14 protein-coding genes are annotated in these 14,600 nt (G+C 66.0%); 11 read left to right on the top strand and 3 right to left on the bottom strand.

Annotation, left to right across the window (positions count from 1 at the left end; genetic code table 11):
• Nucleotides 1–43: 43 nt before the first annotated feature.
• The 8 genes from G3N96_RS24870 (at nt 44) to G3N96_RS24835 (ending at nt 7,580) form a co-directional block, all read left to right on the top strand.
• A complete protein-coding gene (locus G3N96_RS24870; RefSeq protein ID WP_174936367.1) occupies nt 44–1,297 on the top strand; it encodes a DUF2957 domain-containing protein in 1,254 nt (417 codons plus the stop codon).
• A gap of 73 nt (nt 1,298–1,370) precedes the next feature.
• On the top strand, nt 1,371–2,195 hold the full coding sequence (locus tag G3N96_RS24865; protein WP_174950589.1) for an OmpW family outer membrane protein: 825 nt from the start codon (nt 1,371–1,373) through the stop codon (nt 2,193–2,195).
• 122 nt (nt 2,196–2,317) lie between these two features.
• Nucleotides 2,318–2,821 carry an activator protein gene (locus G3N96_RS24860; RefSeq protein WP_174936371.1) on the top strand — a complete coding sequence of 168 codons (504 nt, stop codon included), beginning with the start codon at nt 2,318–2,320 and terminating at the stop codon, nt 2,819–2,821.
• A gap of 183 nt (nt 2,822–3,004) precedes the next feature.
• A complete protein-coding gene (locus G3N96_RS24855; RefSeq protein WP_206122484.1) occupies nt 3,005–3,508 on the top strand; it encodes an activator protein in 504 nt (167 codons plus the stop codon).
• Nucleotides 3,509–3,725: 217 nt separating this feature from the next.
• The gene (locus G3N96_RS24850; protein ID WP_206138823.1) at nt 3,726–4,817 is read left to right on the top strand and encodes a hypothetical protein; all 1,092 of its coding nucleotides are present in this window, start codon (nt 3,726–3,728) and stop codon (nt 4,815–4,817) included.
• Between the two features lie 531 nt (nt 4,818–5,348).
• Nucleotides 5,349–6,491, top strand: a complete 1,143-nt coding sequence (locus G3N96_RS24845) for a glycosyltransferase (RefSeq protein ID WP_206138822.1) — start codon at nt 5,349–5,351, stop codon at nt 6,489–6,491.
• Nucleotides 6,488–6,982 (top strand): hypothetical protein, encoded by a 495-nt coding sequence (locus tag G3N96_RS24840; protein WP_206138821.1) that lies wholly within the window; start codon nt 6,488–6,490, stop codon nt 6,980–6,982. Before G3N96_RS24845 ends, G3N96_RS24840 begins: the two co-directional genes overlap by 4 nt.
• Before the next feature lie 13 nt (nt 6,983–6,995).
• Nucleotides 6,996–7,580, top strand: coding sequence for a dual specificity protein phosphatase family protein (locus tag G3N96_RS24835; RefSeq protein WP_124585953.1), 585 nt, complete (start codon nt 6,996–6,998; stop codon nt 7,578–7,580).
• A gap of 84 nt (nt 7,581–7,664) precedes the next feature.
• On the opposite strand, the gene betA is transcribed toward G3N96_RS24835, so the two are convergent.
• From betA to betI, 3 genes are read right to left on the bottom strand one after another with little or no spacing between them, the layout of a single operon-like run.
• Nucleotides 7,665–9,365, bottom strand: coding sequence for a choline dehydrogenase (betA, locus tag G3N96_RS24830; RefSeq protein WP_206138820.1), 1,701 nt, complete (start codon nt 9,363–9,365; stop codon nt 7,665–7,667).
• A gap of 25 nt (nt 9,366–9,390) precedes the next feature.
• Nucleotides 9,391–10,860, bottom strand: coding sequence for a betaine-aldehyde dehydrogenase (gene betB, locus G3N96_RS24825; protein WP_124585957.1), 1,470 nt, complete (start codon nt 10,858–10,860; stop codon nt 9,391–9,393).
• Nucleotides 10,861–10,892: 32 nt separating this feature from the next.
• Nucleotides 10,893–11,477, bottom strand: a complete 585-nt coding sequence (gene betI / locus G3N96_RS24820; protein ID WP_046549621.1) for a transcriptional regulator BetI — start codon at nt 11,475–11,477, stop codon at nt 10,893–10,895.
• Nucleotides 11,478–12,198: 721 nt separating this feature from the next.
• Between betI and G3N96_RS24815 the strand changes: the two genes are divergently transcribed.
• The 3 genes from G3N96_RS24815 to G3N96_RS24805 form a co-directional block, all read left to right on the top strand.
• The gene (locus G3N96_RS24815) at nt 12,199–13,101 is read left to right on the top strand and encodes an alpha/beta hydrolase (protein WP_089429040.1); all 903 of its coding nucleotides are present in this window, start codon (nt 12,199–12,201) and stop codon (nt 13,099–13,101) included.
• A gap of 67 nt (nt 13,102–13,168) precedes the next feature.
• Nucleotides 13,169–13,738, top strand: a complete 570-nt coding sequence (locus tag G3N96_RS24810) for an isoprenylcysteine carboxylmethyltransferase family protein (RefSeq protein WP_124585961.1) — start codon at nt 13,169–13,171, stop codon at nt 13,736–13,738.
• A gap of 17 nt (nt 13,739–13,755) precedes the next feature.
• Nucleotides 13,756–14,600: glycosyltransferase (locus G3N96_RS24805; RefSeq protein ID WP_206138819.1), on the top strand; the 845-nt coding region annotated here is incomplete at its 3' end.

Raw genomic sequence — 14,600 nt, 5'->3', positions numbered from 1 at the left:
CGCATGCGTCGCCGCCGGCGAATAGAATTTCAAGAGGATTCCTATGAATTTGAAGCAATGGATGGCCGCGGCGTCGCTCGCGCCCGTGCTGGCCGCATGCGGCGGAGACGGCGACCCGCCGCCCGCACCGGTAGTCCGGCTGTGCCCGCAGACGATCGACTACAACACGGTGTTCATCGGCGGGTCGGGGTCGGGCGAGCTCGTGAAGGTGCAGCTCGACACGACGAAGATGACGTACCGGATGACGTATCTCGCATCGCCGGTGCCGACCACCACGGGCACCGTGCAGCCGACGCGCGACACGGCGCCGGCCAACGTGGTCGACGGCACGCTGGCCGACGAAACGGGGCTGCCGACGGTGAAGTTGAACCAGTGCACGTTCCGGATGCAGAACGCGAGCCTCGACCCGAACCGGCCCGCGCGGCTGTTCCTCGGCGAGGGCGTGCTGGGCGGCGCGATTCCCGGCGCGACGATCCAGTTCAACGGCGTGATCGGCGTCGGCAAGATTCCGCAGACGACGTTCCCGTACTACCCGTTCATCAGCTTCTCGTCGCTGGAAACCGACCTGACGAAGATCGCCGGCAAGTACAACCAGCTCGGCTATCACCAGGTGCCGTCGCAGAGCTTCCAGCCGGTGGCGCTCGACCAGCAGGTGACGATCAACGCGGACGGCAGCTACGTCGAGACCGACAACTTCGGCAAGAAGAACGGCGGGCAGCCGCTTGCATCGAGCGCGACCGTGAACCAGCCGTTCACGCTGCGGCCCGATGCGCCGGCGTTCCAGTCGCTCAACTACCTGCCGCAGATTCCGCCGACGCTCGCGGCGGTCGATCCGGCGAAGGCCGGCAAGGGGATCCTGATCGTCGGCAAGCTGCGCAACCAGCTCGTGCCGATCTTCATCCGCACCGGTGCTGCCAACGCGGACCTCACGCAAGGCCCGCCGAGCGCGGACGACGAATCGGGCATCTCGTTCCTGAGCCCGCAGACGGCGATCGCGCAAGGCTCGCAGAACGGCGAGTACACGGGGGTCGACAGCGCGTTCAACTACCGCGCGACCGCGCTCGTCGGCGCGCAGGCCACGCTGCTCGATCCGTTCAATGCGTCGCAGGCTGCGCTCACGCGCGCGCTGAACCTCGATTACACGCAGAAGGTGCCTGGTGTCGTCACGACCGTGCATACGGACGCGGCGTCGGGGCCGGCAACCGGCAAGTTCGTGTTCACCGGCGGCGTATTCGGGTTCCTCGACATGAACGATACGAGCAACCCGTACTTCACGGTCGGCGCATTCGTGCAGTGACGCACGCCTGGATGGAGACACGGTGGCGCCGCGCGCAGATGCGCGGCGCCCGGACAGAATGAGGGGAGACTTCATGAAGAAGCTGATTGTCGCGGGTGTCGTCGCAGGCGTGTCGACGCTCGCATCGGCCCAGCAGGCGGGCGACAACGTCGCGACGCTGGGCTGGCTGCACATCATGCCGCAGGATTCGACCAACGGGCTGACGACGAATCTTGCTGGCATGCCGATCAACGGGCCGCTGCGCCTGCCCGGGTCGTTCACGTCGCCGGGCACGAGCCTGACGGTCAACAACGCCGATACGGTCGGCCTGACGCTCACGCACTTCTTCACCGACCACATTGCGGTGACGTCGGTGCTCGGGGTGCCGCCCGAGTTCACGCTGACCGGGCACGGCACGATCCGGCCGCCCGGCCCGGCCGGTGCGCTCGGCAGCGTCAACATGGACGATCCGGCGAACCAGCCGGCGGTGAAGAACGCGCGGCAGTGGAGCCCGACGATCATTCTGCAGTACTACTTCAATTCATCGACGGCGCGGTTCCGCCCGTTCGTCGGGATCGGCGTGGCCTACAGCTGGTTCAGCAACATCGAGCTGAACGGCAACTTCGCGAAGGACATCAACGAGAACCTCGGCAGCGTGCTCGCGGCCGGCGCCGGCAAGCCCGGGGCGACTTCGGTGGAGGGCAAGGCGTCGTCGTCGTTCACGCCGGTCTACAACGTCGGCGCGAGCTATGCGATCGACAAGCACTGGGGGGTAACGGCGACGCTGACCTACATGCCGCTGAAGACCTACTCGTCGCTGGTGATCAAGGCGGCCGACGGCTCGACGCTCGCGACCACGCGCACGAAGTTGAAGGCCGACCCGCTGATCACGTTCGTCGGGATTTCCTACAAGTTCTGAGCCGACCGGTGCGCATGACGCGCGCCGGCGGCTTCCTGCGACCGGCTGGCCGATGTCGTTCCGGCTGGAAGGTCGCGTTCTTGGCGGCGTGCCGCCATTTGTGAAGAGAGGGGGCAGTTCAAATGAGCATTCGCAAAATCGTATCGCTTGTTGCTGCAGTGGCTTTCACCGCGGTTTCGGCCGCGCCTGCTTTCGCCGTTACCGTTTCACGTGCCGACGGCCAGCCGATGAACCCGAATGGCGAGCCGTTCTCGGCGTCGGGGATCACGAATCTCAGCAAGGGATCGATCAGCGCATCGTGTACCGCGACCTTCAACGGCACGATCACGTCGACCGGCATCGTCAACATCACGTCGACGCAGTTCACCGGCGGCGGGACGTGCGGCCTCATCGCCGGCAGCGCGAGCAGCGCGTCGCCGTGGACGGGGCAGGCTGACAGCACGACACAGCTGTCGATCAATAACGCGAAGGTGACCGTGACGCTGCTCGGCACCTGCGGGCCGAGCAAGGTCGTGACGGCGTGGAGCGATCCGAACTCGTCGCTGACGTTCAACAATGCCGTGCTGACGCCGGATTGCACGGTGGGCGGCACGGTCCTGACGTCGCCGAAGTTCCACGTGCAGTAAGCGTCGCAGATCGAAGCAGGATGCCCGCCGCGCGCGAGGGCCGTGCGGTATGTGCGGCGGGTATTCGCGGCTTCGATGGGTTCGTGCCGTCGCGTGTATCGGCGCGGCGGTGCGGATTCATTCTGCAGAGCGGTCGTGTTTCTCGTGCAAGGCCGCCATATATCAAGAGAGAGGGCCGTACAGATGAAAATTCGTCAGATTGCATCGCTTGTTGCTGCAGTGGTGTTCACCGCGGTTTCGGCTGCGCCCGCGTTCGCAGTGACCGTTTCGCGCGCGGATGGGCAGCCGATGAATCCGAACGGCGAGCCGTTTTCCGCGACGGGGCTGACAACGATCGGCAAAAAGTCGATCAACACCAACTGCGCCGTGACGTTCAACGGAACGATCACGCCGGCGGGTGTCATCAATATCACGTCCGCGCAGTTCAACGGGGGCAACTGGTGCCCGCTGATCAGCAGTACAGCGAGCAGCGCCTCGCCGTGGACGGGGCAGGTGGACAGTACGACACAGCTCTCGATCGACAACGCGCAGGTGAGCTTTACGCTGCTCGGCCCTTGCGGCCCGAGCAGGCTCGTGGCGGCCTGGAATGATCCGAATTCGTCGCTGACGTTCAACAATGCCGAATGGACACCGGACTGCCGGCTGGCCGGTACGCTCATCGCTTCGCCGAAGCTCCACGTGCAATAAGCATCGCGGATCGACGGGAGGCGCCCGCCAGCACATATGACGGGATTCCGCTTTCTCGATGTATCCGTGTCGTCGCGCGTATCGGCGTGACGGCAGGCTGACCACACGTGTCGCGATCCGATGCGCGTGGTCTTGCAGGGTTGGTACGGCGTATGGCGCAGCTCGACCCGACTGAACTACCACTATTTTAATTGGCCAGAACTATCCCGGAAGACCCATGCTTACCGATCCCGCAAAGTATGGAGATGCCCGCGGCGCGACGCCTGACCGGCTGCGCACGGCCGCGTGGCTGCAGTACCTGATCGAACGACTCGACGCCGCCGCGTGCGCAGCGGAGGCGAGTGACGCCGGTGACACGACAGTCATCACATCGCACGCGATACGCATGCGGGGTGGCGCGAATCTGTCCCGAGAAGCGACAGCGGCGCTTCACCGGCTCGCGCCGTGGATTGCATCGGACGGCGGTGCCTGCGCATGCGATCTGACTGACCCGATCGGCGCATGCTCGCATGTGCCGTCGATGCAGCAACTCGCCGAAGCCGAACGCAGCTGTCCCGGCTCGCGCGCCGTGTTCGACACCGCGCACGGTGTGATCGATGCATGCGCATTCGACGATCCCGATGTCGGCTGGGCCGCGCTCGAGCGGATTGCCGGTGGTGTCGAAGGCAATGGGGGCGATGACGGTGAATGCACCGAACATGAAAAGGGCGCGCGGGACGACATGCCGCCTGCGAAGAACCTGAGAGAAAGGCTGGCGGTCGTCGCGGCGGCGAGTGGAGCAACGTCGGCGATGCCTGGCGCCGTCATCGACGCGATCGTGCTGCGTGTGTGCGGGCCGCGCGACGATGCATCGCGCATCGACGAGATGGCGGCGCTCGTGACGTTCTCGGCCGCGCTCGCCGCTGGCGACGGAGCGTCTGTTGCCGCGTATGGCGGTCAGCACAACCTCGTTGCACGAGCCATTCACACGCATCGTGCCGATCTCGCGTCGGTGGACGGGCTGCTTGCGGCGTTGTCCGTGTGCCGACTCGATCAACTCGTCGGCGCGGGTAGTTTCTGGGCCTACTATTTGCTGGCGGGCATCGTGATCGCGGCACCGGACGCCGTGCGGGAAGTCGGTCGCCGCTTTCATGGTGACGAGTGGCAGGCGTGGCTCGATCACGTGCTCGCGTGGCCGGCGGTCTGCCGATTCGGGTCGAAGGAGGAGGTCGCGTTCGAACATCTGCGAAGCGCGATGAGCCTGACGTCGCGCTGGAACCCGATCGTCCGCGGGAAGCGGATGCGGAAGCGGGGTGTTGTAACGCCCTGATTCGGGGAGCACGGGGACAAGGCTGGCTGACGCATCGCCTTTTTCGAAACGATACGCAAGGATTCCAAACGAATCCGGCACGAGCGTCCTTGCGTGAGCCGAAATACCTGGCCCCGTTCGCACGCGTGAACGGGCGTCAGGCGGCGACGCGCTGGGCCGTCGTGCCGTCGGCGTCCACACAGGGCGCGCGCCACGCCTTCCACGCCATCTATCCTTCCAGACCGCCAGACCGCCAGACCGCCAGACCGCCATACCGCCATACCGCCATACCGCCATACCGCCATACCGCCATACCGCCATACCGCCAGACCGCCAGACCGCCAGACCGCCTCGCGCCTCCCCCGATCCAGGCACCCTCGACCGAACGCAGTATGATTCCGCAGACGGTGCCGGCGATTGCGCCGCTATAACCGCCTGCCCGCACCACCAAAGATCTGCCAAGCTTGTTGTAAGCCGGACGCAAACAGCCGCCGCGTGAGAGCGCCGCCGCGAACCCGCCTCCGGACCACCTTCATCGAAACGGTCAGTCAGATGTCAAAGCAAAACAAGAAGATCCTCCTCCTGAGCGTCAGCGCCGGCGCCGGCCACACCCGGGCGGCCGAAGCGATCCGCGCGTTCGCCGACCACCATCCCGCCGGCATCGAAGCCACCCACCTGGACGTGATGGATTTCGTATCCACCGGTTTCCGCAAGCTGTACACCGATCTCTACATCAAGCTCGTCAGCAGCCAGCCGGCGCTGTGGGGCTACCTGTACCAGAAGACCGACGAAGTCGATCCCGCCGCGCCGTCGCAGAAGATCCGGCGCGCGATCGAGCGGCTCAATTGCCGGGCACTGCTCGCGGAGATCGAGCGGCAGCGCCCGGACGCGATCATCTGCACGCACTTCCTGCCCGCCGAGCTGCTGTCGCGCGAGATCCGCAAGGGGCGCGTCGACACGCCGGTGTGGGTGCAGGTCACCGATTTCGACCTGCACAGCATGTGGGTCGTGCCGAACATGCGCGGCTATTTCGCGGCCAACGACGAGATCGCGTGGCGCATGCATGCGCGCGGCATGGCGCCCGACACGGTGCACGTCAGCGGCATCCCGATCATGCCGGCGTTCGGCCAGCCGCTCGATCGCGCGGCCTGCGCGGCCGAATTCGGCCTCGATCCCGCGCGCCGGACTTTCCTGATGATGTCCGGCGGCGCGGGCCTCGGCGGGCTCGACGTGCTGGCCGCGCGCCTGCTGGAGATGGAGGCCGACTTCCAGCTGATCGCGCTGGCCGGCAAGAACAAGGCGATGCTGGCGTCGTTGCAGGAACTCGCCGCGCAGCACCCGGGCCGGCTGTTTCCGCAGGGCTTCACGCAGCAGGTCCAGCGCCTGATGGCCTGCGCCGATCTCGTGATCACGAAGCCGGGCGGCCTGACGACGTCCGAATGTCTGGCCATGCAGTTGCCGATGATCGTCAACTCGCCGATTCCGGGCCAGGAAGAGCGCAATGCGGATTTCCTGCTCGAACAAGGTGTCGCGCTGAAGGCGATCGACGACGATGCGCTCGTCTACCGGATCCGTGCGTTGCTGCAGACGCCCGAGCGTCTTGCCGACATGCGCCGCCGTCTCGCGCCGCTCGGGCGGCCGCTCGCCGGCCGCTTCGTGCTCGATCGCGTGCTGGGCCTGGAGCCGGCCGCATGAGCGTCGCGCGCTTTGTGCCGACGCGCCATACGGTGTTCGTCGTCGCGTGGGTCGTGCTGCTAGCGTACTTCTTCGCGAACGTCGAGATCCAGATCGAAGGCAGCGCGGGCTGGGCCGCCAACCTGCCGACGTGGCGCATCGAGCATCACTGGCTGCTCGACCTCTTCTGGGGCGGGCGGCCGATGACCGGCTACCACGCGTGGGTGTTCCCGTTCGTCGCGCTGTTCTTTCACCTGCCGGCCGTGTTCAACGGACGGTGGTCGTGGCGCATCGAAGCGCGGACCATCGCGTGCATCATGGTGTTCTGGCTGACCGAGGATTTCCTGTGGTTCGTGCTGAATCCGGCGTATGGCCTGGCCCGCTTCAACCCGGCGAATGTGCCGTGGCATATCCACTGGCTGGGCGTGGCCCCGACCGACTACTGGACGATGAGCGCCGCCGCGATCGTGCTGTTCATGCTTTCCCGCGAGCGCAAGCGCGCCTTTTACTGATCTCCGACCCGACATGAAAATCGCCATCATTGCCGCGATCGCCGTCGCGTTTGCCGGGCTCGTGCAGTCGGCCCACGCGGACCCGGCCGCCGAGGTGTCCGCCCGGCCGATCAAATGGGCGCAGAGCGTGACCGATGCGCATGTGAACAACCTGCATCGCATCACGCCGACGCTGTATCGCAGCGCCCAGCTGTCGCGCTCGGACGTGCCGGAGCTGCAGAAGCTCGGCATCCGCAAGGTCATCAGCTTCCGGTCGTTTCACGCGGACGACACCATCCTGGCCGGCACGCAGATCCGGATGCAGCGCATCCGGATCAACACGTGGGACATCCGCGACGAGGACATGGTGACCGCGCTGAAGGCGCTGCGCACCGCCGACCAGGACGGCCCGGTGCTGATCCACTGCCAGCACGGCGCCGATCGTACCGGCCTCGTGTCGGCGTTGTACCGGATGGTGTACCAGGGCTGGACGCGCGAGCAGGCGCTCGATGAACTCCAGCACGGCGGCTACGGGTTCCATCCGATCTGGCAGAACATTACGAACTACTTGAAAAACGTCGACGTCGAGCGCTTGAGGCGGGAAGTGAACAGCAGCTGACGATCCCATGCAAAACGCCGCCGACAATCGCTGTCGGCGGCGTTTCGTCAGTACGTCGATGCGCGGGCAATACGCCCGCCGTCGTCAGACCGTCTCCGGCTGCCGCACGGCCTTCGCGATATTGCGGGCCATTGCCCCATTCGCGACGAAGTAAGGCACGTCCACGCGCGCAAGCGGCTTACGCCCGCGAATCTTGTCCGCGATCTTCTCGGCGATCATGATCGTCGGCGCATTGAGGTTGCCGGTCGTGATGATCGGCATGATCGACGCATCGACGACACGCAGCCCTTCCAGCCCGTGCACGCGGCCTTCTTCATCGACCACGGCCATCTCGTCGTAACCCATCTTGCACGAGCACGACGGATGGAACGCGGTCTCCGCGCGGGCGCGCACGAACGCGTCGAGTTCCTTGTCGGACTTGCAGTCCGCACCCGGATTCAGCTCGCGGCCGCGATAGCGGTCGAGCGCGGGCTGCCGCATGATCTCGCGTGTCGCACGGATCGCATCGCGGAACTCGCGCCAGTCGAGCGCTTCGGCCATGTAGTTGAACAGGATGCTCGGATGGTCGTTCGGATCGCGCGAGCGCAGCTTCACGCGGCCGCGGCTCGGCGAGCGCATCGAGCCGACGTGCGCCTGGAAGCCGTGCATCTCGATCGCGTTCGAGCCGTTGTAGTTGATCGCAACAGGCAGGAAGTGATACTGGATGTTCGGCCACGGATCGTCGTCGCGCGTGCGGATGAAACCGCCCGCCTCGAAGTGGTTGCTCGCGCCGAGGCCGGTGCCGTTCAGCATCCATTCGAGGCCGATCTTCGGCTGGTTCCACCACTTGAGCGCCGGGTACAGCGAGACCGGCTCCTTGCACTCGTACTGGATGTACATCTCCAGGTGATCCTGCAGGTTCTGGCCGACACCGGGCAGGTCGAGCACGACGGGAATGTCGAGTTCCTTCAGCCATGCGCCGGGGCCGACGCCCGAGCGCTGCAGCAGTTGCGGCGACGCGATCGCGCCGCTGCACACGAGCACTTCGCGGCGCGCATGCGCGGTCGCGCGTTCGCTGCCGCGCAGGTACGTGACGCCCGACGCGCGCTTGCCGTCGAACAGGATGCGATCGGCGAGCGCGTGCGTGACGATCTCGAGGTTCGAGCGCACCTTCGCTTGGTCGAGGTAGCCGCGCGCGGTGCTGGCGCGGCGGCCCTTCGGCGTGACGGTGCGGTCCATCGGGCCGAAGCCTTCCTGCTGATAGCCGTTCAGGTCGTCGGTGCGCGGATAGCCGGCTTGCACGCCCGCATCGACCATCGCCTCGAACAGCGGGTTCACGCCCGGCTTGCTGGTCGTGACCGACACGGGGCCGCTGCCGCCGTGATAGTCGTTCGGGCCGACGTCGCGCGTTTCGGCTTTCTTGAAGTACGGCAGGCAGTCGAGATACGTCCAGTTCTCGAGGCCCTTGTGCGTCGACCAGTTGTCGTAGTCGAGCGCGTTGCCGCGGATGTAGCACATGCCGTTGATCAGCGACGAGCCGCCGAGCCCCTTGCCGCGGCCGCATTCCATCCGGCGGTTGTCCATGTGCGGCTCGGGGTCGGTTTCGTAGGCCCAGTTGTAGCGGCGGCCCTGCAGCGGATAGGCGAGGGCGGCCGGCATCTGCGTGCGGAAGTCGAAGCGGTAGTCGGGGCCACCTGCTTCGAGCAGCAGCACCGTCACGTCCGGATCTTCCGTCAGGCGCGTTGCGAGCACGTTGCCCGCGGAACCTGCGCCGCAGATGATGTAGTCGTATTCGCGTGTCGTCATGACGGTCAGTCTCCTTTCGTGATCCTTAAAACACCGGGTTGTAGCGGCCGAGCTCGACCTGCACCGACTTGATTCGAGTGTAGTGCTCGAGCGTCGTGATGCCGTTCTCGCGTCCGACACCGGATTGCTTGTATCCGCCAACCGGCATCTCGGCCGGCGATTCGCCCCACGTGTTGATCCAGCAGATACCGGCTTCGAGGCGATGGATCGTGCGGTGCGCGCGCGACAGGTTCTCGGTCACGACGCCGGCCGCGAGGCCGTAGTGCGTGTCGTTCGCGCGGGCGATCACTTCGTCCTCCGATTCGAAATCGAGGATGCTCATCACCGGCCCGAAGATTTCCTCGCGGACGATCTTCATGTCGTCGCGGCAATCGCCGAATACGGTCGGCGCGACGTACTGGCCGCTGCCGAAGTGGCCGTCGGTCAGGCGCGTGCCGCCCGCGAGCAGCTTCGCGCCTTCGGCCTTGCCGCTTTCGATGAAGCCGAGCACCTTGTCGAGCTGCGCGGCCGACACGAGCGGGCCGAAGTTGGTCTCGGCATCGGTCGGCTTGCCGACGCGGATGCGCTTCACGCGTTCGAGCACACGCTGCGTGAATGCATCCTTGATCGAGCGGTGCACGAACACGCGCGTGCCGTTCGTGCAGACCTGGCCCGAACTGAAGAAGTTGGCGGTCACCGCGATGTCGGCCGCGCGGTCGAGATCCGCATCGTCGAACACGATCAGCGGCGACTTGCCGCCGAGTTCCATCGTCACTTCCTTCAGCGACGAGGCGCCGGCCAGCGACATCACCTTCTTGCCGGTTTCGACGCCGCCGGTGAACGACACCTTCGCGATGTCCGGGTGGCCCGTCAGCAGCGCGCCGACCGAGCCGTCGCCCTGCACGACGTTGAACACGCCGGCCGGCACGCCGGCTTCCGTATAGATTTCCGCGAGCTTCAGCGCGGTGAGCGGCGTGACTTCGCTCGGCTTGAACACCATCGCGTTGCCGGCCGCGAGCGCGGGGGCCGTCTTCCAGCATGCGATCTGGATCGGGTAGTTCCACGCGCCGATGCCGGCGCACACGCCGAGCGGCTCGCGGCGCGTGTAGACGAACGATTCGGCGCGCAGCGGCACCTGCAGCCCTTCGATCGCGGTCGCGAGGCCCGCGTAGTACTCGATCACGTCCGCGCCGGTGACGATGTCGACCGCGAGCGTCTCGCCGATCGGCTTGCCCGTGTCGCGCGTTTCCAGCGCGGCGAGTGCGTCGTTGCGCTCGCGCAGCAGGTCGACCGCGCGACGCAGGATGCGCGAGCGCTGCATCGCGGTCAGCGCGGCCCATTCACGCTGGCCTTCCTGCGCGGACGCCACCGCGCGGTCGACGTCGGCCGCGCTCGCCTGCTGCACCTGCGCGAGCAGTTCGCCGGTGGCGGGATCGAAGGTGTCGAAAGTCTTGCCGCTCGTGGCGTCGACGTAACCGCCGCCGATGTAGAGGCGCTGCAAACCGAATACGGACATGAGGATCTCCTTGAGGGCGACTGCGTCGCGCGTCAGTCGGACGCGAGCAGCAGGTCGATGTAATCGTGGGCGAGCTTCAATGCAGCCCGGGTGTCGATCGGGCCGCCGGCGAGTGCGCCGCGCAGCCACAGGCCGTCGATCAGCGCGGCGAGGCCGCTGGCGGCTTCGCGTGCTTGCGTGCGCGGCAACGCCTTCGCGAATTCGGCGCACAGGTTCGAATGGAGGCGCCGCGTGTTGACGTGCTGCAGGCGCTTGAGCATCGGGTCGTGCATGCTCTGCGACCAGAACGCGAGCCAGGTCTTCATTACGGGCGCGCTGACCTGCGTGTCGTCGAAGTTCGCGGCGACGATCGCGCGCAGCCGGGCGCGCGGATCCTTGCGTGCCGCCACGCGGCGGCGCGTGGTGGCCGACCACAGGTCGCGCAGCACGTGCCGCATCGTCGCTTCGAGCAGGCCGTCCTTGTCGCCGAAGTAGTGGCTGACGATGCCCGTCGAGATGTTCGCGCGTTGCGCGACCGATGCGAGCGTCGTGCCGGGCAGGCCCGCCTCGTCGATCGAGCGCAGCGTGGCGTCGATCAACTGCGCGCGGCGAATCTCCCGCATTCCGACTTTCGGCATCGCGACTCCCTTCGCCCGCACGGGCCGTCCATGGAAGTCGAGAGCTTAGCGGTTTTTTATTGATCGTTCAATCAACAAAAAATCGGGGTCTGACGGTGGCGGCAGGTACCCGGGAGGTGAACGGGGCCCCCGATCGCGCGTTGTGCAGGTGCGGAAAAATGATTGAAAGATGTTTAAAAAAGATGGAGTTTGTTTAAAACGCTTTCTGAAGCGAGCAATCAATCCGGTTAATCGTTGCAGGTGTCGAATCGATTACGGAATGAAAGAGTAATGAGCTGTGTGATATTTGGTTGAGCACGGAAGCCGACGCGCGAAACGTCGTCGCGATTCATTCATGAAAATCCGTTTGAAATAGGCGGATGAAACGGCATAACGTATTGATTATAAATGGTTGTGTGCCGATTAAACGGGGATCGACCGCTGCTTCGCAAACGATTGCGACCGCCCTCGAGCGAATTCCGCTTACCATAAAAAATGCGGGAATAATTTGAATCCGGCGCATTTCCTAACTGAGTAGAGGGTATTGTTGGAATGACTTGAGTCAGTAATATTGTCCGTATTAGTATGGCGCCGCACAACGAGGAATGAATCGATGCCGCCGGTATTGCCGCGGTGCATTGGCCAATCGCGCGATTCGGATCGCGCGTGACAGACCGGTGCAGTCATTGCGCACCTGCAGCATGCCGCGACGTCGAGACGCCGCATCCACCGGAGAACGACGATGCTGACCGAAAAACACGTGGTCCCATTGCCGAATGGTCTGAAGGTCTACGTCGAACGGAACGTGTTCGACCCGGCGTTCGACACGGCAATGCTCGTCAACGGCGCGCTCGCGACGACCGCGTCGTTCGGGCAGACCGTCCAGTATCTCGGCGAGCGGATGAACACGATCTGCTTCGACCTGCCGTATGCGGGGCAGTCGCGCCAGCACAACCCGGGCTGCTTCATCCTGACGAAGGACGACGAGGCCGCGATCCTGCAGCACCTGGTCGAGCGCTTCGCGCCGGCGTACCTCGTGTCGGTGTCGTGGGGCGGCGTCGCGTCGCTGTTCGCGCTTGCGCGCGGCTGCCCGAGCGTGCGGCGCGCGGCGATCTGCTCGTTCTCGCCGTTCCTGAACGACGCGATGGTCGACTACGTGACGCGCGCCCGCGACCACATCGCGGCCGGCGAGAACCTGAAGGCCGCGCAGTTGCTGAACGACACCGTCGGCCGCTACCTGCCCCGCATCATGAAGCTGTACAACTACCGGTATCTCACGCGCCTGCCGCGCGACGAGCAGGACCAGGTCGCGTTCCACGTCGACCAGATCCTGTCGCTGCAGCCGGAGCGCTACCTCAGCGAGTTCTCGAACATCGGCTGCGAGCTGCTGTTCCTGAACGGCGAACGCGACGAATACACGACGCCGGCCGACGTGCGCCAGCTCGGCGCGCACGTGCCGCGCGCACGGTTCGCGACGGTGCCGGACGCCGGTCACTTCCTCGACATCGAAGGCCGCGCGCAGCGCGAATACACGCGTTCGGCGTTGCTCGACTTTTTCTGCGGCGGGTCGCAGCTCGCCGCCGGCATGGCGCTTGCCGCCGCGCAGTCGTGCGTGCCTGCTCCGATGCACGCGCTGTCGTCGTGACGCCGTACGCCGTGCGTCTGATACGCGCGGCGCTCCCGAATTCCCATCCCAACGAGGCAGGCTCGCCGTGAATATCGTTCAGACCATCGCCATCGTCGTTCCGTGGGCCGTGTGGCTCGCCTACTGGATCGCCACTTCGCAAGGCGTGAAGACGACCGTGCGCAAGGAAGCGTCGCGCTCGCGCACGTTGCAGTCGATTCCGCTGATCGTCGGCGGCGCGCTGATCATCCTGCCCGATCCGTCGTGGCAGGCGCTCGTGCCGGACTGGCAGCGCTTCGGCCTGCAGGCGCAGTGCGGGCTCGCGGTGCTGGTGGCCGGCCTGCTGTTCTCGGTGTGGGCGCGGCTGCACCTCGGCACGAACTGGAGCGTGTCGGTCACGCTGAAGGAAGACCATGAGCTCGTCCGCACGGGGCCGTATGGGCTCGTGCGTCACCCGATCTATACGGGCTGCCTGATCGCACTCGTCGGCGCCGCACTGATCGGCGGCGAATGGCGCGGTGCGCTCGGCGTGCTGCTCGTGTTCGCGTCGCTCGCGTACAAGGTGCGCGTCGAGGAAAGCTGGCTGACCGGGTATTTCGGGCCGGCGTACACGCAGTACCGTCGCGAAGTCGCGGCGCTGATTCCCGGCTTCTACTGAACCCCGCGAGGCGCGCGATGGCGAAGATGATCGTGACCGCGATCGGCTCGGCGGGCGACGTGCATCCGCTGCTCGGCGTCGCACGCACGCTTGCGGCGCGCGGTCACGACGTCGTGTTCTGCACGCATGCGCCGTTCGAGGCAGTCGTGCGCCGTTGCGGTTTCGCCTTCGTGCCGATCGGCTCCGCGGCCGACTACGAGGCCGCGATGGCGAACCCCGCGCTGTGGGATTCGCGTACGTCGTTTCGCACGTTGTGGGAGGTGATCGCGCCGACGCTGCGCCCGCACTACGACGCGCTGCGTGCGCTGACCGACGACGATACGGTGCTCGTCGGCACGCTGTGGGCGTTCTCCGCGCGCTTCATGCAGGAGCTGCACGGTACGCCGTACGTGTCGGTGCAGGTGTCGCCGTCGACGCTGCTATCCGCGCATGCGCCGCCGACGCACCCGCGCCTGACGATTCCCGCACGCTGGCCGCTGCCCGTGAAGGCGGCGCTGATGACGCTGATCGAGCGGCAGGTGCTCGATCGCGCATGCGGCCCCGCGCTCAACGCGGTGCGCCGCGCGCTCGGGCTCGCGCCCGCGCGGCGCGTGCTGGGCCGCTGGCTGCATTCGACCGATGGCGTGCTGTGCCTGTTTCCCGGCTGGTTCGCGCCGCCGCAGCCGGACTGGCCGTCGAATCATCTGCAAAGCGGTTTCCCGTTGTTCAACGATATTGCGACGCCTGAAGACGATGTGGCACTCGATGCGTATCTCGCGGCCGGTGAGCCCCCGGTCGTGTTCACGGCCGGTTCGACACGCGTCGATCACGCGGCATACGCGCGCGCGGTGGCGGACGCGCTGCGCGCGACCGGCGCGCGCGA

Source organism: Burkholderia sp. Se-20373 (assembly GCF_017104705.1).
Lineage (GTDB): Bacteria > Pseudomonadota > Gammaproteobacteria > Burkholderiales > Burkholderiaceae > Burkholderia.
Note: the sequence above shows the minus strand (reverse complement) of the source record. Positions and strands in the feature narration are given on the sequence as shown.